The 17,797-nt window shown below is 41.7% G+C and carries 22 protein-coding genes and 1 pseudogene; 14 read left to right on the forward strand and 9 right to left on the reverse strand.

Annotated elements, in window-relative coordinates; translation table 11 throughout:
- Positions 1–142 precede the first annotated feature (142 nt).
- On the reverse strand, positions 143–709 hold the full coding sequence (locus I4V84_RS16025; RefSeq protein ID WP_117499816.1) for a flavin reductase family protein: 567 nt from the start codon (positions 707–709) through the stop codon (positions 143–145).
- Between the two features lie 120 nt (positions 710–829).
- Between I4V84_RS16025 and I4V84_RS16030 the strand changes: the two genes are divergently transcribed.
- The 5 genes from I4V84_RS16030 (at position 830) to I4V84_RS16050 (ending at position 5,380) form a co-directional block, all read left to right on the forward strand.
- On the forward strand, positions 830–1,171 hold the full coding sequence (locus tag I4V84_RS16030) for a helix-turn-helix domain-containing protein (RefSeq protein ID WP_117499815.1): 342 nt from the start codon (positions 830–832) through the stop codon (positions 1,169–1,171).
- A gap of 255 nt (positions 1,172–1,426) precedes the next feature.
- The gene (locus tag I4V84_RS16035) at positions 1,427–1,603 is read left to right on the forward strand and encodes a helix-turn-helix domain-containing protein (protein ID WP_003864535.1); all 177 of its coding nucleotides are present in this window, start codon (positions 1,427–1,429) and stop codon (positions 1,601–1,603) included.
- A 120-nt stretch (positions 1,604–1,723) separates the two neighbouring features.
- On the forward strand, positions 1,724–2,713 hold the full coding sequence (locus I4V84_RS16040; RefSeq protein WP_118565762.1) for a helix-turn-helix domain-containing protein: 990 nt from the start codon (positions 1,724–1,726) through the stop codon (positions 2,711–2,713).
- Position 2,714: 1 nt separating this feature from the next.
- Positions 2,715–4,106, forward strand: coding sequence for a tyrosine-type recombinase/integrase (locus I4V84_RS16045; RefSeq protein WP_195992920.1), 1,392 nt, complete (start codon positions 2,715–2,717; stop codon positions 4,104–4,106).
- Positions 4,107–5,170: 1,064 nt separating this feature from the next.
- Positions 5,171–5,380: a stage 0 sporulation protein J gene (locus I4V84_RS16050; RefSeq protein ID WP_195478764.1), complete on the forward strand. Its 210-nt coding sequence runs from the start codon at positions 5,171–5,173 to the stop codon at positions 5,378–5,380.
- A gap of 386 nt (positions 5,381–5,766) precedes the next feature.
- Here I4V84_RS16050 and I4V84_RS16055 read toward each other — a convergent pair whose 3' ends face one another.
- The 6 genes from I4V84_RS16055 to I4V84_RS16080 all read right to left on the reverse strand — a co-directional run bounded on the left by I4V84_RS16055 (position 5,767) and on the right by I4V84_RS16080 (position 11,083).
- Positions 5,767–6,444 carry an ABC transporter ATP-binding protein gene (locus tag I4V84_RS16055; protein ID WP_117510587.1) on the reverse strand — a complete coding sequence of 226 codons (678 nt, stop codon included), beginning with the start codon at positions 6,442–6,444 and terminating at the stop codon, positions 5,767–5,769.
- Positions 6,445–6,455: 11 nt separating this feature from the next.
- Entirely contained in the window at positions 6,456–7,955 is a 1,500-nt protein-coding gene (locus I4V84_RS16060) for a hypothetical protein (protein ID WP_118577815.1), read from the reverse strand.
- Positions 7,956–7,964: 9 nt separating this feature from the next.
- Positions 7,965–8,708: a hypothetical protein gene (locus I4V84_RS16065; protein ID WP_272113540.1), complete on the reverse strand. Its 744-nt coding sequence runs from the start codon at positions 8,706–8,708 to the stop codon at positions 7,965–7,967.
- Between the two features lie 146 nt (positions 8,709–8,854).
- A complete protein-coding gene (locus I4V84_RS16070; protein ID WP_226815829.1) occupies positions 8,855–10,177 on the reverse strand; it encodes a GHKL domain-containing protein in 1,323 nt (440 codons plus the stop codon).
- Positions 10,178–10,179: 2 nt separating this feature from the next.
- Positions 10,180–10,893 (reverse strand): LytTR family DNA-binding domain-containing protein, encoded by a 714-nt coding sequence (locus tag I4V84_RS16075; RefSeq protein ID WP_118577817.1) that lies wholly within the window; start codon positions 10,891–10,893, stop codon positions 10,180–10,182.
- A 1-nt stretch (position 10,894) separates the two neighbouring features.
- Entirely contained in the window at positions 10,895–11,083 is a 189-nt protein-coding gene (locus I4V84_RS16080; RefSeq protein WP_117524900.1) for a helix-turn-helix domain-containing protein, read from the reverse strand.
- A gap of 158 nt (positions 11,084–11,241) precedes the next feature.
- Between I4V84_RS16080 and I4V84_RS16085 the strand changes: the two genes are divergently transcribed.
- The 6 genes and pseudogenes from I4V84_RS16085 (at position 11,242) to I4V84_RS16110 (ending at position 14,575) form a co-directional block, all read left to right on the forward strand.
- Entirely contained in the window at positions 11,242–11,598 is a 357-nt protein-coding gene (locus I4V84_RS16085) for a helix-turn-helix transcriptional regulator (protein WP_118577818.1), read from the forward strand.
- A gap of 218 nt (positions 11,599–11,816) precedes the next feature.
- Positions 11,817–12,146 (forward strand): MobC family plasmid mobilization relaxosome protein, encoded by a 330-nt coding sequence (locus tag I4V84_RS16090; protein WP_117854901.1) that lies wholly within the window; start codon positions 11,817–11,819, stop codon positions 12,144–12,146.
- A pseudogene (locus I4V84_RS16095) lies at positions 12,107–12,454 on the forward strand (relaxase/mobilization nuclease domain-containing protein); the annotation flags it as partial. The gene I4V84_RS16090 and the pseudogene I4V84_RS16095, both read left to right, overlap by 40 nt.
- A 107-nt stretch (positions 12,455–12,561) precedes the next feature.
- Positions 12,562–12,993, forward strand: a complete 432-nt coding sequence (locus I4V84_RS16100; protein ID WP_118577819.1) for a radical SAM mobile pair system MarR family transcriptional regulator — start codon at positions 12,562–12,564, stop codon at positions 12,991–12,993.
- Positions 12,990–13,679: a radical SAM mobile pair protein A gene (locus I4V84_RS16105; RefSeq protein ID WP_118577820.1), complete on the forward strand. Its 690-nt coding sequence runs from the start codon at positions 12,990–12,992 to the stop codon at positions 13,677–13,679. Before I4V84_RS16100 ends, I4V84_RS16105 begins: the two co-directional genes overlap by 4 nt.
- Positions 13,667–14,575, forward strand: coding sequence for a radical SAM mobile pair protein B (locus I4V84_RS16110; RefSeq protein ID WP_118577821.1), 909 nt, complete (start codon positions 13,667–13,669; stop codon positions 14,573–14,575). The genes I4V84_RS16105 and I4V84_RS16110 overlap by 13 nt, the downstream gene beginning before the upstream one ends.
- Before the next feature lie 166 nt (positions 14,576–14,741).
- On the opposite strand, the gene I4V84_RS16115 is transcribed toward I4V84_RS16110, so the two are convergent.
- Positions 14,742–15,095 (reverse strand): cupin domain-containing protein, encoded by a 354-nt coding sequence (locus tag I4V84_RS16115; protein WP_195992924.1) that lies wholly within the window; start codon positions 15,093–15,095, stop codon positions 14,742–14,744.
- Between the two features lie 142 nt (positions 15,096–15,237).
- Here I4V84_RS16115 and I4V84_RS16120 point away from each other — a divergent pair, with 142 nt between their 5' ends.
- Positions 15,238–15,570, forward strand: a complete 333-nt coding sequence (locus I4V84_RS16120) for a helix-turn-helix domain-containing protein (RefSeq protein WP_195478761.1) — start codon at positions 15,238–15,240, stop codon at positions 15,568–15,570.
- A 55-nt stretch (positions 15,571–15,625) separates the two neighbouring features.
- Positions 15,626–16,162, forward strand: coding sequence for a TIGR00730 family Rossman fold protein (locus tag I4V84_RS16125; protein WP_107001131.1), 537 nt, complete (start codon positions 15,626–15,628; stop codon positions 16,160–16,162).
- Positions 16,163–16,242: 80 nt separating this feature from the next.
- Here the strand turns inward: I4V84_RS16125 and I4V84_RS16130 are convergent, their stop codons facing one another.
- Positions 16,243–16,680: a MerR family transcriptional regulator gene (locus I4V84_RS16130; RefSeq protein ID WP_195992925.1), complete on the reverse strand. Its 438-nt coding sequence runs from the start codon at positions 16,678–16,680 to the stop codon at positions 16,243–16,245.
- A 118-nt stretch (positions 16,681–16,798) separates the two neighbouring features.
- Between I4V84_RS16130 and I4V84_RS16135 the strand changes: the two genes are divergently transcribed.
- Positions 16,799–17,797 carry an alpha/beta hydrolase gene (locus I4V84_RS16135; protein ID WP_195992927.1) on the forward strand — a complete coding sequence of 333 codons (999 nt, stop codon included), beginning with the start codon at positions 16,799–16,801 and terminating at the stop codon, positions 17,795–17,797.

The following is a 17,797-nucleotide window of genomic DNA, read 5'->3' on the forward strand; positions in this document are numbered from 1 at the left end:
CCACTGCTTTTTTAATAAAAATAAAACTGCGCCACAGCCTTGGCAGGCCATCGCGCAGCGATTTTGTTCAATCGGAATTTGTGAAATCCACATATTTTAAGAAGGAGCCTTCGCTTATGCGAAAGCTCCTTTTCTGCATACCTTACTTTTTCAGCTTTAAGCCATCCCGGAATGCTTCGCCCACACGCTCAGTGACTTTATAATAGCCGTGGGTGTAGGGGTCAAATGCGATGGCGTTGACCTTAGACATATCAATTTTTCCATCCACCATAACGCTCTCATCGGCAGTGACATTGACCACCTTGCCGATGACGCCACATCCGTATTCATTGTTCTGATACTCGATAAACCTGCACTCCAGGCAGATCGGGAACTCGTTGATGACAGGGGCATCTACTGTTTCTGCTTTGCTGGCGGTCAGACCGCTGCGGGCAAATTTATCGGCGACTTTATTTCCGGACTCTACGCCGAAATAGTCTGCTTCCACTATGTGGGCAGCATCGGCAATGCTGACGGTGAATGCTCCCCGTGCCTTGATGTTCTGTACAGTCTTGTGTGTCTCGGTAAGGTTCAGAACAACGGTGTCCCGCTCCTGCATAGTGCCCCATGCGGCGTTCATGACATTGACGCTGCCGTCCTCGTTGTAAGTTGCAACCATCAGAACAGGCATGGGGAAAATGCCTTCGGTAATTTTCAGTTTTGTTCTCATGATAACTCCTCCTTGTGATCATATTGACAGGACTATTCATCCTGCTTATAATTATATCCATGCAAATTATAAATTCAAGTACTGATAATTATGATAGGTACTATCTTAGGAGAAAGTGAAATGATAAAAAATTATATTGAGAACGCCAATTTCGAGGACACCGGCTTTGCCTACACACTGTCGCTGATCTCCGGCAAGCACAAGATGGTCATTCTTTACTGCCTGATGGAGTTTGAGACGGTGCGATTCAATGAACTGAAACGGTATCTGAAAACCATTTCCGACAAGACTCTCAGCACGAATCTCAAGGAACTGGAAGCAGATAGACTGATTATCCGTACCGAGTATCCGCAGATTCCACCGAAAGTGGAGTACTCCTTGTCTAAACGTGGAAAGTCGCTGATGAAGGTGCTGGATCAGCTCTGTGTCTGGGGCGAGGAAAATCGACTGACAGAGAGATAACTTCAAGTTTGTTGAATTAAAAATGAAATAAAGTTCCAGTAATCATAGAGTGTATGGATTCAATTCCATATGCTCTTTTTCTTTACTTAATTTCATGAAAAATGTAAAAATCTAATGTTACGAGTTGCATTAAAGAAAACTCGTAAGAAAAAAGTAAAAAAATTTGCTTTTGACCACTGTAAAACATGCTCTGAGCGTTTCGTTATATGAAGGGATAATTTTTCTTTCATATTTCAAAGAAAAGAGGATAAAGAAATGTCAGAAAAAAGATGTTATACAGTTCAAGAGTTACAGGAAATCTTAGGAGTCAGCAGACCTACTATTTATAACCTTTTAAAGAAAAAGGAATTCCGATGGATCCAGTTGGATGGCGGAAAGTATCGCATCTCTAAGAAGAGTTTCGATGACTGGCTCGATAACTTGGAACAATAAAAAACAGGGTGTTGATCAGGCAGATTTTGTCTGCAATCGACATCCTAAATTTTTATCTGGATTTGAGATATGATATAAGAAAAAACACTAACACTAAAAAAGACAGGAAGTGAAGAATAAATGGCAACAGCAATTATGAAACAAAAAGAAGTTCCGGAAATGGACGATGTTGAAGAGATCATTTCAAAGATATCAGAAGACAGTCCTTACAAACGGCGTCCGACACAAAAGAGAACCTGGATGACCGTGCCGGAAATGGGAAAGCTGCTGGGATTAAAAAAGACAGATCGATACTGGCTGGTGCATAAAAATGTTTTTGAATCTAAAGAGATTGCTGGAAAGATACGAATCAATATTGCCAGCTTTGAAAAATGGTACGCCAATCAGATTAAATACCATAAAGTTACCGGAGAAGAACCAGGGAAAGAATTGAAATCCTGGTCCTATTCCGTTAAGGAAGTTGCGGATCTGTTGGGTGTTGATGAGTATCTTGTTTATGATTTACTCAAGAAAAATCAAATGGAAGCTGTTATTGTCGATTACTGGAAACGAATACCAAAAGAATCTTTTCAGAACTGGTATAAAAGCCAGTCCCGGTATCGAACAAAGGAAGACAGAAAAAAAGACGCTCTTCTGGAAGATGCAACAATTACGATGCCTGAGATGGCACAGCTGCTTGGAACAACCAGAAGCGCAGTATATACAATTCTTGATAATCCAAAGTATAATCATTTTTTTGAATTCATTGTGATTGCAGAAAAGAAAAGGATCACAAAAGAGAGTTTTCGAAAATTCCTGGAAGGTCAGGATCGGTATAAGCTGGATCCATCGAATGATTATGAAGAACTTGCACAGGAACAAAATATTGCCCTGGCTAATTTCCGGCGGAAGAAATTATCACAGACCGGAATACGAGGAAGCAATGGAAATATAAAGTATCTTACTTTTGATGAAGCTTCCTATCTGGCAAAGGTCAGCAGAAGCATGATCAACAAGTGGGCGGATAAAGGGAAGTTCACAGTAATAAAAGTTGGCAGTCGAGTTAGGATCCTTCGGGATGAATTTGAGGACTGGATGGAACAAAGAGATTTGGAAAGGAGCATGCAATAATATGGCATCAATAAGAGAACGAAACGGAAAATTCAATGTAATCTATTCCTATACGAATGAAAAAGGCGAGAGAAAACAGAAATGGGAAACCTATGAAACAAAAGCCGAAGCAAAGAGAAGAAAAAAAGAAATTGAATATAAAAAAGAGATGGGATCATTTGTCGTTCGTAAATGCAAAACACTGGATGAGCTTATTACAGAATATGTTGCATTGTATGGAAAAGAAAACTGGGCACTTTCTACATATGAAGGAAATGTCTCTCTTATCAATAACTATATTCTTCCGGTTATTGGTGATGCAAAGCTGTCAGAGATTAATACCAGATTTATCGAAAGATATTATCAGAGTCTTTTAAAGAAGCGTGCTGTTATCAATCCATTAAATAAAACCAGTCGAAATGAATTTGTATCGTCCAGTACGGTCAGGGATGTTAATAAGCTACTTAGGAACTGTTTTGAGCAGGCAGTGAAATGGGAATTGATGGAGAAGAATCCCTGTACTCATGCAACTGTACCAAAACATAAATCACAAAAAAGAGACATCTGGACAGCGGATACATTGATGTATGCGCTCAGTGTCTGTGAAGATGAACGATTAAAGCTCGCAATTAATCTATCTTTCTCATGTTCCCTGCGACTTGGTGAGCTGCTTGGTCTTACCTGGGATTGTGTAGATATTTCTCATGAGGCAATTGAAGAAAACCGTGCATATGTCTTCATCAACAAAGAATCACAGCGTATAAGAAAAGAATCTTTAAATGCATTGGATGGAAAAGATGTGTTGTTGGTATTTCCGACAAATCATAAGAAGAATTCTACGGTCCGTATTCTGAAAACACCGAAGACAGAAAGCAGTGTGCGTAAAATATTCTTACCGAAGAGCGTTGCTAATATGCTGGTAGACTGGAAAGCTGAGCAAGATGAAATGAAAGAAATTCTTGGTGATGAATATATGGACTATAACCTGGTTATGGCAAGTACCTTTGGGCTTCCTCTCGGAGATGGAGCAATCCGTGGTCCTTTAAAAAAACTGATCGAGGACTATAATCTCCCACCGGTTGTATTTCACAGTTTCCGTCATAGCAGCGTTACTTATAAGCTGAAATTGAATGGTGGAGACATCAAGGCGGTACAGGGTGATTCCGGCCATGCTCAGGTCAATATGGTTACGGATGTGTACTCTCATATTCTGGATGATGACCGAAGGAAAAATGCAGAGCTTTTTGAAGAAGCATTTTATGAGAAGAAGAATCTGGATCCACAGATGCATGTACAGCAGGAAAATAATAATGCAACTGTTGCTGATGAAATCGATCCGGAACTTCTGGCAAAAGTGTTGGCAAATCCAGAGATGCGGGCATTGCTCAATTCACTGGCGAAGACGATGAAGTAATGAAAAATAGTGAAAAAATAGTGTAATTTTAGTGAAAAAACGATTCGCAACGATATAAGAAATAAGTATCGGAATAATAATACAAATAAAGCTTCAAATGAATCAATAAATGAATCTTTAAATTCAAATAGTTGGTAGCATACACGAACACAAGGCAGACAGGAATTATTTCTCGAAGCCAATGTAGATGAACAGAAAAGACTTTTAGAAGTTCTTCGATTCCGTTACAGAAAAGGTTACAGAAATTTTTAATGAATAAAATTTGCCAGTCAAAAACGCATGGACAAACCGTCTCGTATGCGGTATATTAATTGTAGACAAGAAAATATCTTGTGCTTTCGATAGGAAGTTTAATTGAATACTGTTTACCATGATCGAACGTACGAAGCATGGTGGTCATATAACAGATGTCGATGGTAATATCAAGGCATTCCCCGATTATTAGCTGGAGCAAACAATCAGCTAACTTTCAGAGCTTTACAGAGCTTGACAGAGGGGGTATTCAGAATAACTCAAATTGAATCGGAAACAGTTTTTAATAGTGTCCCATATGGGTTTACCTTACCTCAGATTGACAGAGAGTGACAATAGGTTGGAGCTCTCCTAAGCGAGGGGTCGGAGGTTCAAATCCTCTTGGCGACGGGCTTCAAAGCGTTCGAAAATGTTAGCTGGATTAGCTGACAACGAACGCTTTTGTTATTTTCAAATCACGTTCGTGACACAAAATTCCATTCAAAATGATCAATTTCCAGCTAACGCAATCCGATTTTTGTTAGCTGACAGCTAATCAAAATTACCGGTTTGCAAACATGGGTTTTAAGAAGTCCAGCTAACATTTGGGTTCCGCTCCGTTATCACCCTTTATTCGGGGATGTAAATCAGAGAAAAGGCGGGAAAAGAAACAATCTCTCCCAAACCTGCAAACATGAATTAGCTGAAACAGTATTCAATTCTATTAGCTACAGCTAATGGTCAAACAGCAATGTCTGTTTGGAACTTTACTATCTATAAAAGTTCCAGGCAGGCATTTTTTATTTCCTGAATCCTGGAGAAAAGGAGTCAAGATGACTGAGCCAAACAGACAATCAGGAGAAAACGAAGAAAGAATCATAGAAATTGAGATTGAGCGTCTTCGTCCATTCAAAGAGCATCCGTTTCAAGTGAAAGATGATAAGGAAATGTTTCTTCTGCAGGAAAGCATTGAGAAGTATGGCATTTTAAATCCGCTAAGGCTTGCGATTTTGGCAACCGCAGAGGGAAGAAAGTTTTTATGAAAGGCTTCCCTACATGGAGAAGGCTCACATAAACAGCAAAAAGCGCCTGCCTGCAAAACGCAGACAGGCGCAGAGGAATTATAAAATCTATTTACATGATTTTTATGTTCATACTCATGCCCAGAATACCCCCATGGAGGATATGAGCTTTTTTTGACCGTAAAATATTAGGCAGATTGTTGAAGGCAAAAATGAACACGGCAATATTACCTCCTATTGGCTACCGTGTCCCTGTAGGTCGTCATTGGTTTGTGCAAGCGCAAAGAAACGGCGGCTCTGAAATTCAAAGCCGCCGTTTCTTATAGGCGTGTTGATAGGACTGCTGGACGACGACTTTTTTTCTTTGCCGCCGTCCGGCAGCTACCTTTCTTATTGCTTTTAACGGGTTATTCCATCTCTCTATAGCGGGCAGCAATTTCCTCCGTAATCGGAATTAGTCTGCAATCTTCAATCGAGTACACCTGATCGCATAGCTGTTCAATGTCTTTGAAATGGTGTGAAGTCAGAAAAATGGTCTTGCCTTCCGCTTTCAGCATACGGATGATGGCCTTTACATCCTCATAGGTTTTGTAGTCCAATGCGTTAAAAGGCTCATCCAAAATCAGAATATCCTGCCCCTCCATAATTGCCTGTGCAATCCCCAGTTTCTGCTTCATACCAAGAGAATAATTGTCTACTTTCGTTTTATTATCAGGGTCAAGCCCCACTTTGCCCATGGCCTGTCGGATTTCTTTTTCTCCAATTTTCCCTTGAATGTCCGCAAGAAATTTCAGATTTTGAAAACCACTGTAAATGCCAATAAACCCGGGGGAATTGATAAATACTCCCAAACTTTCGGGGAAGTCGCGGCCATTTTTACCAAGCTGTTTTCCGCGCACATAAACACTGCCCCGATCAGGCTTCTCGAAACCGCATAAAATCTTGAACAGCACCGACTTTCCGCTGCCGTTAGCGCCAACCAAACCAACAGCTGTTCCCTGTTCTATGGACAGTGAAACGTCTTGAAGAATTGCCTTGCCACCAAAACTTTTTGATACATTTTTCACTTCAATATATGAACTCATATTCTGTCCTCCTAATTCAATATTTTCTTGTAGCCACACATAAGGATTCCTGCAATCATCAGCGTTAAAATAGCGGCCTCTATCCCAAAGGCGGACACAGCGGAAATTCCAATTCCCGGTTCCACAACAGAAATTCTTGTCAGGCTGGAAAGGCCAAAAGGCGAATAAGCTACCCAATTCCCCGGAAGGACACAGAGCAGATTTCCCGCCACTAACACAAGGAAACCGATTGTAACCTGTCTTGTGGCAATGTAGATGCCGAGCATAATCAGATATTGCGCCAATATATCAAGGCACTTCATCAAAACCGCATAGAGCAGGAATCTGAAAGAAACGATTGTTAATCCAGTGCTGAATAGGGATGCCCCTATAAGGCCAGCCATAAGCCAAAAGATTGCATATACCATGAGAAACTTTATGCTGACCAATAAAATGCTCTTCATCAAATGCCTGCGGCCCTTCGAGCGCACAGAAACAAATATAGATTGCCCGTTCACTGTTTGCTCCACAAAAGCGGCAAGCAGGTAAAGGGGCACACCGCCGGTAATCAGCAGTTCAAGAAAAGGTAAAACTTGAAAATATCCGGTTCCATGTCCTGCAAACAGGGCATAAATCCATTCCAATCCTGATAGGGCGGTGCCATTGCCTAAGCCTTTGTAAATCGAAACTCCCAACACAACACCTAAAAGAATCAGCAGATTACGAGGGATCATGAGCGCATGGAAATAGTAGCCAGCTATACCACGGTGGGACAACGGTATATGCGGCAACTGTCCCCGCCACGCAAACCGAATAGATATAGCAATTATCAAAACAATGAGCAGCAAAGTAAAGGCAGTTATCTCTAAACGATGGGGCACGCCCAAATTGTGGTGTAAAATCAGCAAATGATTAAAACTCGTCAGCGGAATATTTTGAATTGCCGGAAGCTTGATCCACACAGCCGAGAGGACATAAAGAACGATTACAATTCGAATCGTCCACTTTCTCCCAGTGAAATGTCCAATCCACATACAGATTCCAAATATGAGCCAACTTCCAATAAGCTGATAGAGGGTAAAACAGACAAACGCCTGCAAGGGACTGGCAAAAAGCTGTTCCAGAGTGGAAAATAACTCGGCTTCCGTTGCACCCGCAGCAAGGTTCCATTCGTTGCCTAAAGGTAATCCTATACCAGACAGAAGAATTGCCCCAGTTTGAACAGCCGTCAGAATGACTGCAATCAAACCGACCCCAATCCATTTTTTCAGAAAATAAGAATGGTAACTTTGAAACCGTAAGATTACTGGCTCTCCGTCGTCATCAATAAAGGAAAAGCAGCTTAACAGTACAATCGGCAGCACAAAATAGGTCAGATAGTAATGGTCTGATACCGCCGACAAGATGTGCCGCTCGTATGCAATACCTCCGTTTAACCTCCCGCTGATGGAAAAAAGTATACATCCGGCAAATAGGGCAAGCGACTTTCCATATCCCCACAAACGGAGATTTTTTCTGATAAGCGCAATCATAACGGACTCCTAAATGGTTACGATAGCATTTTTCTTAGAAAGGAGAAACGCTGTCAGGCCAATCACAATGCTTAAAACGATTGGGCCAAAGAGGAAAGAGGAGATCGATACGACCTTTGGATCGACTGTTGTGGGATCAAAAGCTACGACCAGCCGCAGTCTCTCCAAGCGGAGAATCGCCAGAACGAAGTTTTCTAAAATGGAATACATAAACGGCCCGGTAAGGATCACAAAAATGTTCTTGCAGTATAAAGCGAGGACAAAACCGAAGGTCATTACAAAAAGGCTGACGATGCCTCTCCAAAGGGACAGGACAACTGCATATAACAGCGGGGTCTTTATAAACGCGTTTTCAAATACATGGCGAAACGGATTTTCAACGAAAGGAACCACGGGCGTTTTTACATAGAGGGCAAACACCGCCGATAGTATATAAGGGATTACAATAATACAAAGGGTTCCCAGTGCATACGCAATCCATTTGGCAGTCAGGTACTTCTTAATTTTCACTCGCGGCATGACATAGAGCAGGAAGTTGTTTTTGCGCTCGTAATACAAATTCCAGCATAGCGGCACCACAACAAACAGCGGATAAAGCAGAGAAAACAGCTCTGTTCCAACTTCCCATGCCTCTAAATCGTAGTGTAGTGTATAGTTTTGATAAATTGTGCAGGACAACACACTCATGGCGATTGCCAGAAGAACTGTTGTCAATAGCACCGGCAGAAAAACTTTTTTCCACTCATTTCTCACAAGGCCTATCATATTCATTCATCCCTTTCTTTGTTTTTTCCAGTATATCGAACTCTTTTAGGCGCTTCAATAGCCCGGAAACAAGAGAGGGTTTTAAGGGAACAAGATAAATTTCGTTCCCTTAAAACCCTCGTTCATACCCTTTTTTATGGCATGAGTACGCCAAAGACAACATAATTTTCATTCAAAATGGATTCGTTACGGGTCAGGATTTTTCCATGATACCGTTCCGTCATGCGTAGGATGTTATACAGGCCAAAGCCGTGGCCGTCCCGATTTGCCTTTGTAGTTACACCTTTTCCAAACAAGGCCATAAATTCAGTATTTGACAGCGGCGGAGCCGGATTGGAAACTGTCAACTCCAGAAAGTCCCCCTGTTTCTTACTGGATAAAAAAACCGTACTTCCTTTCGGTGAAGCCTCGATTGCATTGTCCAATAAAATTCCAATGGCCTCGATCCATTCTGTTTCCGGGGTGACGGTTTTCTTGAAAAGACCGTGTAAGGATAATTCTATGTGAAGATTTGCCACTTCTGCCTGCTTTATTTTTCCAAACAGCATCCCGGCAATCATTTTGCTGTCGCATGAGAGCAGTTCCCGATCATTAAGACTGATTCCAATACTTCCTGTAAGATCTGCTACTTCTTTCCGGGCTTCTTCTAAAGTATCAGCAGAGGCAACGGCAGCTTCAATCGCCATCATCCGGTTATTAAATTCATGCTGCCTTGCCCTAACCTGTGAGATCAATTCTTCTACAATAGGCACATACTGCTCAATCATGTGGATTCGCTTTTGCTCCTGCGTCCGACGCTGATGTAGGAACAGCAATATACTGTCCAGCAGCAACACCGCAAGGATCAGAATTATAATCACCCACAGATGGGAAAGAATTCTATCCACATCAAAAGAGAGGATAGAAAGCACTGCCATGAGAAGGACAGAGATATTGGCAGATACGATCAGAACTGTGAAATCGCTTCTTTGGACGAGCTGATGGATCAAGCCGAAAAGTGGCGTGAACTCCAGTACGACTATAAGGCACAACGCCGCTATACGGCTGCCCAACAGGAGTAAAATATCCGTAGCTCCGCAGACAGCAAAAAGAACCGCGCACAGGCATTTGACGAACAGGAAAATGGAGAAGGCCGCCATTGTGCCGCAGAAAACCGTTCCGCTGGATTTGGAGCCGAAGAAAATACTGCTCAACAACAATACTGCAAAAATCAAAAACAGCAATCCAACAATATTGTCTGCTGGTAGTATTTCAAAGCCTTCACTGCGGAAAGATGCCGTCATATTTGCTCCGACAGAAAAATCCACTCTCGGTACAACACAAAGAACAAGAAGAATGGGAAAAATGAGAAAATCTTTTGCCTTTATTTCTGATTTTTGCCGGAAAACGGCTTCACAGCAGAGAGCCAGTATTCCCACATCCAATCCTAACTGTATCAGATTCATTAGAAAGTTCATGTTTACCCCCATAATTCGGCCTGATATTTATTTCCGATGGGGATTGTATCTGTAAATCCTTTCAGAAAAATCTTCCGCTCGGATTTGTCAATTTTCTCAATATGGGATTTGTTCACGACATAACTCTTATGGCACTGAACAAATGCTGGATCATCAAGCAACGCCAATAAACCAGACAAAGTGTACCCGGAAATCGTATCTTCTTTGATGCCGGACAGACGGCTACTGGTATGGATCACAAGTTTTTTTCCAAAGGCTTCGATATAGGCAATATCCTGTGTAACATATTCTAAGATAAATTGCTTTTGCTCAATCTGAATGGTTTTTGCTTGTTGGCTCATCTGTTTAGACAATCCCAACGCGTCACGAAATGCCGTTACAAATTCTTCTTCGCCAAATGGCTTTACAAGAAAACTGTAACACTTCACATCTCGATAAGCTGAAAGTTCTTCTCCTGCCAATGCCGTTTCAAAAATAATCGGCGTATATTTATATTCCGGCAATTCGCGGAGCTGCTTTGCTAAGCTGGTTCCTTTATAGTCCTCTAACTGAATATCAAGGATAAAAAGGGAAACATCGTTCGCTTTTGCATATTGCAAAGCTTCTCCGGCCTCGGAAACAGAATGTACCTCAAGATCGGCAGATATATTGTCAATATAACGCACAATTTTCTTTACTGCACTTGTATTATCTTCTACTAATAGCACCTTACTCATGTTACAATTTCTCGCCGCCTTTCTTTTGTTTTTGCCGTTTATCTACTGGCTTATCTGCTGCCTTTGGTATAAGCCACATATAACCGATTTTTGAAATGCCAGGTATGCGGGCATCCTCACAAAGCCGCTGTACCCGCCTTTCAGAAATGCCCCACTTTTTCGCTGCTTCGGGACAGGACATATACTCCATCTTCATCCGCCCTTTCTCTAAACTCTATCAGTATAATTATGTACGGAAATCCGTATAATATCAAGGCTAAAATATGAATTATTTTAGCTAATAACGGGAACTATAAAGACATATCCAGAAAGAAAGATGAACTGTAAAATGTAGTTTGGTGAATGAATATGGCAAAGAGACCAGTACAGAAAATTGACTTTCGCCCTTATGGGGCAGCAATAAAAGCAGCACGGACGGGGCAAAAAGAGTCCCGCAACAAAGTGGGGGACGAGATATATCTTTCTCCCCGCTATCTCGCCAATATTGAGAACAAGAGGCGACATCCGAGCCTCCAAATCTTTTTTGAGCTCATGTCCCGCTATCACATCTCCGTGGATCAACTTCTCTTTGGGGATACGGCAGATGGGAAATCCACGGCGCGCCGGCAGCTTGACGTCCTGGCAGATGAATTGACCGATCGGGAGATCGGGATCATCATTGCCACCGTACAGGCCGTGTTGGGCGCCAGAGAAAAGGGGGAGTGACCATGCTCCCGGCACAACTGAATAGGAACTAACAGACGCTATGAACGGATAAAGTTTGTAGCGTTTTTTTCTTTGCGTTTTGGTAGCAAAAGTGAAGGTTTTGGTATTACTTAGGTACGAGAAAAGAAACGATAGCAAGCACAGCAAGTGAGTACCCACTTGCGAAATTTCTGCTTGTTGGGATAATCCCAAACCCTTATAAAGAACGGAGGCGGCGCATGGCAAATCGAAAGCGAAATATTCAGATGAAGTTTTATGTCACGGAGGAAGAAAAACGCCTCATTGACAAGAAGATGGCCCAGCTCCCCACCCGGCGCTATGGCGCCTACCTGCGGAAGATGGCGATTGACGGATATATCATCTACACCGACACCACGGAGATCAAAGCGTTTACCTCGGAACTTTCCGCCATCGGCCGGAATATCAACCAGATTGCCAAGCGGATCAATGCCGGAGGCCCTGCGTATCAGGCCGACATGGAGGAGATACGGGAAAGGCTGGATGAGATATGGCAGTTACAAAGACGCATCCTATCAAGTCAACGCTGAAAGCGGCCATTGACTATATCTGCAACCCAGAAAAGACGGATGGAAAGCTGCTTGTATCCGCCCATGGCTGCGCCGCCGAAACCGCGGATATCGAATTTTCCTGGACCCGCCGCCACGCCATCGACAAGGGAACGAACCTGGGCCGCCACCTGATCCAAGCCTTTCAACCTGGGGAGGTCACGCCGGAGCAGGCCCATGAGATCGGCATGGAGCTTGCAAAAGAAATCCTGGGCGGCAAGTATGAGTTTGTGCTTACCACCCATATAGACAAAGAACATGTTCATAACCACCTGATTTTTAATGCGGTTGAGGTGCAAATCGGTATTTACTTCTACTTAGACATACAAACTGTTGACAGTAAAACTCCTATATAGTATTATTTGATAATATACTATATAGGAGTTTTTGTGCGAAAATGAATGGCGGATTTCTTGTTACCAAAATAAAACAACTTGGAGATCGAATCTTTGAGAAGATTCTCAGCGAAAAGAATATTGATGCGTTTAACGGAGCCCAAGGGCGTATTCTTTATGTACTGTGGCAGGAAGATGGAATCTCAATCAGGTCACTCTCGATTAAATGTGGATTAGCGATAACTTCTCTTACTACGATGCTGGAAAGAATGGAAAAACAAGGGCTGATAAGCCGTGTTCAGTCTGAAACGGACAAAAGGAAAACACTCCTGTTTCTGACTGAGAAAGCACATGCCTTAAAGGGCGAGTACGATTCTGTATCTGATGAGATGGGCAGTATTTACTACAAAGGTTTTTCAGAGGAAGAAATTACCCGGTTTGAGGAATGCCTCGACCGCATCAGAAAGAATCTTGAGGAGTGGCAGAAGTCATGAGTATTTGTATCAAAGATCAGATTCAGAACATGAATATCGTCATTGGCTGCACAGTGGGGTGTGCATATTGCTATGCCCGCAACAACGTGAAACGCTGGCATATGATTGATGACTTCGCTGACCCTGAATTCTTTCCGGGTAAGCTCAAGATGATGGAAAAGAAACGTCCGCAGAACTTTCTTCTTACCGGCATGAGCGATCTCTCCGGATGGAAGCCGGAATGGAGAGACGAGGTATTTGCAAAGATCCGTGAAAATCCACAGCATCAGTTCCTGTTCCTTACCAAGCGACCTGATTTGCTGGATTTTGATACCGATCTGGAAAACGCATGGTTTGGCGTTACGGTGACGAGGAAAGCAGAACTGTGGCGTATCGACGCCCTTCGGAAAAACGTCAGAGCAAAACATTACCATGTTACCTTTGAGCCGTTATTCGATGATCCCGGCACAGTTGACCTTTCCGGAATCAATTGGATCGTTGTCGGCACCATGACCGGAGCTCAGAGCAGGAAGATTCATACGGAGCCGGAATGGGCATGGTCTCTGACGGACCAGGCACATAAGCTCGGCATTCCGGTGTTTATGAAGGAAGACCTTGTCCCTATCATAGGGGATGAAAATATGATTCAGGAAATGCCGGAAGAATTTAATAAAGTGTTAGAGGTACAGAAATCATGGAAGAAGTAATGAATGGAATCCTCATTCGTGAGGTGGAAACAAAGAACATCATGACTAAGTCTAGTCTGCCGGTAGGCGGTTACTCGGTCAATCCCTATGTGGGCTGTACACATGCCTGCAAGTATTGCTATGCTTCTTTTATGAAGCGCTTTACCGGGCACAAGGAGGAATGGGGCACTTTCCTTGATGTGAAGCATTGGCCAGAAATTAAAAATCCGAAGAAATATGCCGGACAGCGGGTGGTCATCGGTTCTGTGACAGATGGCTACAATCCACAGGAGGAGCAATTCGGGAATACCAGAAAACTTCTGGAGCAGCTGATCGGCAGTGACGCAGATATTCTGATCTGCACAAAGTCGGATCTTGTGGTACGGGATATTGATCTGTTGAAGAAGCTTGGACGTGTAACCGTTTCATGGTCGATCAACACACTAGATGAAAATTTCAAGAACGATATGGATTCTGCTTCGAGCATTGAGCACCGTATCGCTGCTATGAAGCAGGTATATGAGGCAGGTATCCGTACAGTCTGTTTCGTATCCCCGGTATTCCCCGGTATCACGGATTTTGAAGCAATCTTTGAGCGGGTAAAGGATCAGTGCGATCTGTTCTGGCTCGAAAATCTCAATCTTCGAGGCGGTTTCAAAAAGACAATTATGGATTATATTGCCGGAAAATATCCTGATCTTGTACCCCTTTACGACGAGATCTATAACAAGCATAACCGCAGCTACTTTGAAGCACTTGAAGTAAAAGCTGAGGAAATGGCTAAGAAGTATGATTGCCCATTTGTGGATAATGAAATGCCTTATGGCAGAGTCCCGCAGGGACATCCGGTGATCGTAGATTATTTCTATCATGAGGAAATCCGAGGGACAGAGAATACAGGAAAAAGAAATCGTTAATCTAAATGAAAATTAAACTGATGATGGTGGAGAGATTTATTTATCGCCATTTGAAATCGAGAAATTCTTGTTTGAAAAATAGAGAAATTGTAAAATTGAAGAAAAAAGAAATGCACAGTTCTTAGCTTATCGAGAACTGTGCATTTTTGTAAATAAATACTTTTAATTAGCCGATTACGGCGTCCTCTGCTGTAAAATGTTCCAGAGAATTTTCTTTTACCTGAATGCAGATATAAGTAATTCCGGAAATATCGGATGCAAAAAACTGACGCTTTGCAGCAGGTGCAATCTTTAGCCAGTCTCCAGTTGAAAGGCTGATTTCTTCTCCATCAATTATGGCTTTGCCGTTACCTGAAAGAATTCCATAGATTTCTTCATTTTCTTTATGAGAATGAACAAATGGGACATTTGCTCCTGAAGGTAGTTCGTTTAAACTGATTTCTGCACCTGTTAAAGACAACTTTTCATGTAGCTCAATTCGGTTTTCCTTTCCAATAGTTGTTTTTGTGTAATTTGCCATAATAGTACCTCCATAGTTAATTTGTAGTTTCTGGTTGCTTGGTATTAGTATAGTGTGAGACACATACAAAAACAAGTACGCACCTTTTTGTAACTGTACACTCAAAAATGAATGTGTTACAATAGACTCGGAGGTGAGAATTATGCGAGCAAAAGAAGAATTACCGGAATGCCCAGTTGCAACAGCAGTATCTCTTATCGGAGGAAAATGGAAACTGCTGATTTTGCGTAACTTGAAAGAGCGCCCATGGAGATTCAATGAGCTACAACGAAGTATAGATGGTATTTCACAAAAGGTTTTGACAGATAGTTTAAGGCAAATGATGAATGATGGACTGGCATATCGCCACGATTACCATGAGCAGCCACCGAGAGTTGAATACGGATTAACGGAACTCGGAACAAAAATGCTTCCAATTGTTAATTCACTTGCTGACTTTGGTAACTACTATAAATCACTTATTGAACAGAATTAAGTACGTTAGTATTTGAAAAGCTCGAACAATCGGAAGTTGTAGGAGAAAATTTTTAATGAATATAACAGTTTATCTTGGGGCAAACGAAGGAAATGACCCATGCTTACGAAAAGCAGTTGAGGAATTGGGGGCATGGATTGGAAACAGTGGAAATGCACTTGTTTACGGTGGTTCTAAAGGTGGTTTAATGGGAGCATTGGCAGACAGTGTATTGAAGGCAGGCGGTGATGTTACGGGTGTTGAGCCGAATTTTTTTATTGAAAATGAGTTTCAACATGATGGACTGACAAAACTGATTGTGACTAAGGATATGTCTGAGAGAAAAAACAAAATGATTGAGTTAGGAGAAGCCTTTATTGCCTTCCCGGGCGGCACGGGAACATTGGAGGAAATTGCAGAGGTAATGTCGAAGGTGTCTTTGAAACATCTGGAGGCACCCTGCATTCTCTACAACCTGAACGGTTACTACGATGATTTGAAAGCACTTCTAAATCATATGATTGAAAAAGGATTATCTTCTAACGAGCGACAGGAGGGAATCTTTTTTGTTGAAAATCTGGATGATATAAAGCGAATCTTGAGACGGGCATAACTTATGTTTGCACAGTAAAATGGAGTTGCATTAGCGAAAGACAGAGCACGATCAATTCCAGCTTGAAGAAGAAACAAAAATCATTCATGTCCTTTGTCATATAGTTTCTGTATATTTTTTGGAAGTTTATCAGGTAACATGGCATTTATCGTATCTTCATTACCATCTTTCATTGCTGTTTCATAATACCAGCACTTAAATTTTAAGAGGGAGAGAGTTTTTTGAAGTTCCTGGATTTCAGTTTCAACAGCTGATTTTCTGGCTTCAAATAATTCTTTCCTTTTTTCATAGCTGGCGCTGCCTTCAGATACCCAGATAAAAAATTGCTTTATATCTTTGATCTCAAGCCCAGATTTCTTCAGACATTCAATGATACGAAGCGCTTCCAACTCATTATCGCTGAAATAACGGATGTTTCCTTTACGCTCCAGATTAGGGAAAAAACCTTCCTTGTCATAATATCTTAAGGTAGAAACAGGGAGACCAAACATTGCAGAGACCTGACCGATTGTATACATAAAAAACCTTCTTTCAAAATATGCTTGACCTAAAGTTAACTTTAGGTTGTATGATATTTATATCATATACTATTGTTAGTATAATTACAAGAAATTTTGCATATGGAGGATGTTGAATATGTTAAAAACAGAAGAATTAAAGTTGGTATCTGAATGGGATAAAACTTTTCCACAGAGTGAAAAAGTAGATCATAAGAAAGTGACATTTGTAAATCGTTATGGAATCACACTTGCTGCAGATCTGTATAAGCCGAAAAATGTGTCAGGGAAATATCCTGCGATTGCCGTAAGCGGACCATTTGGTGCAATCAAAGAACAGTGTTCCGGATTATATGCGCAGACGATGGCTGAAAAAGGATATTTAACGATTGCATTTGATCCTTCTTTTACGGGGGAAAGTGGAGGCAATCCAAGATTCATGGCTTCTCCGGATATTAATACAGAAGATTTCATGGCTGCTGTTGATTTTCTTTCTGTTCGGGAAGATGTGGATACGGATAAAATAGGAATCATTGGAATCTGCGGATGGGGTGGAATGGCTCTTAACGCAACTGCATTGGATATAAGAATAAAAGCAACTGTAGCATCTACCATGTATGATATGACAAGGGTAAATGCAAATGGGTACTTTGATTCTGAGGACAGTGAAGAAGCACGTTATGCAAAGAAACAGTCACTGAATGCCCTCAGAACACAAGAATACCGTAAAGGCGAGTATTCCAGAAGCGGTGGTTGTGTTCCACTTCCGGTTCCCGAAGATGCCCCTCTCTTCGTAAAAGATTATAGTGAGTATTATAAAGGCAGATGTTATCATAAAAGGAGCCTGAATTCCAATGGGGGCTGGAACAGTATTGGATGTATGTCATTTATGAATCAGCCAATATTAAAGTACTGTAATGAAATCAGAAGTGCAGTCCTTATCGTTCATGGAGAAAAAGCGCACAGTTATTATTTTGGAAAAGATGCTTATGAAAATATGATCAAGGACAGCAAGTACACATCCAATAAAGAGCTGCTGACAATTCCAGGGGCTGTTCATACAGATCTTTACGATAATCTGGATGTAATCCCATTTGATAAAATCCAGAAATTTTTTAAAGAAAACGGGGTTGGTTAA

Source organism: Ruminococcus sp. 1001713B170207_170306_F1 (assembly GCF_015668065.1).
GTDB lineage: Bacteria > Bacillota > Clostridia > Lachnospirales > Lachnospiraceae > Blautia_A > Blautia_A faecis.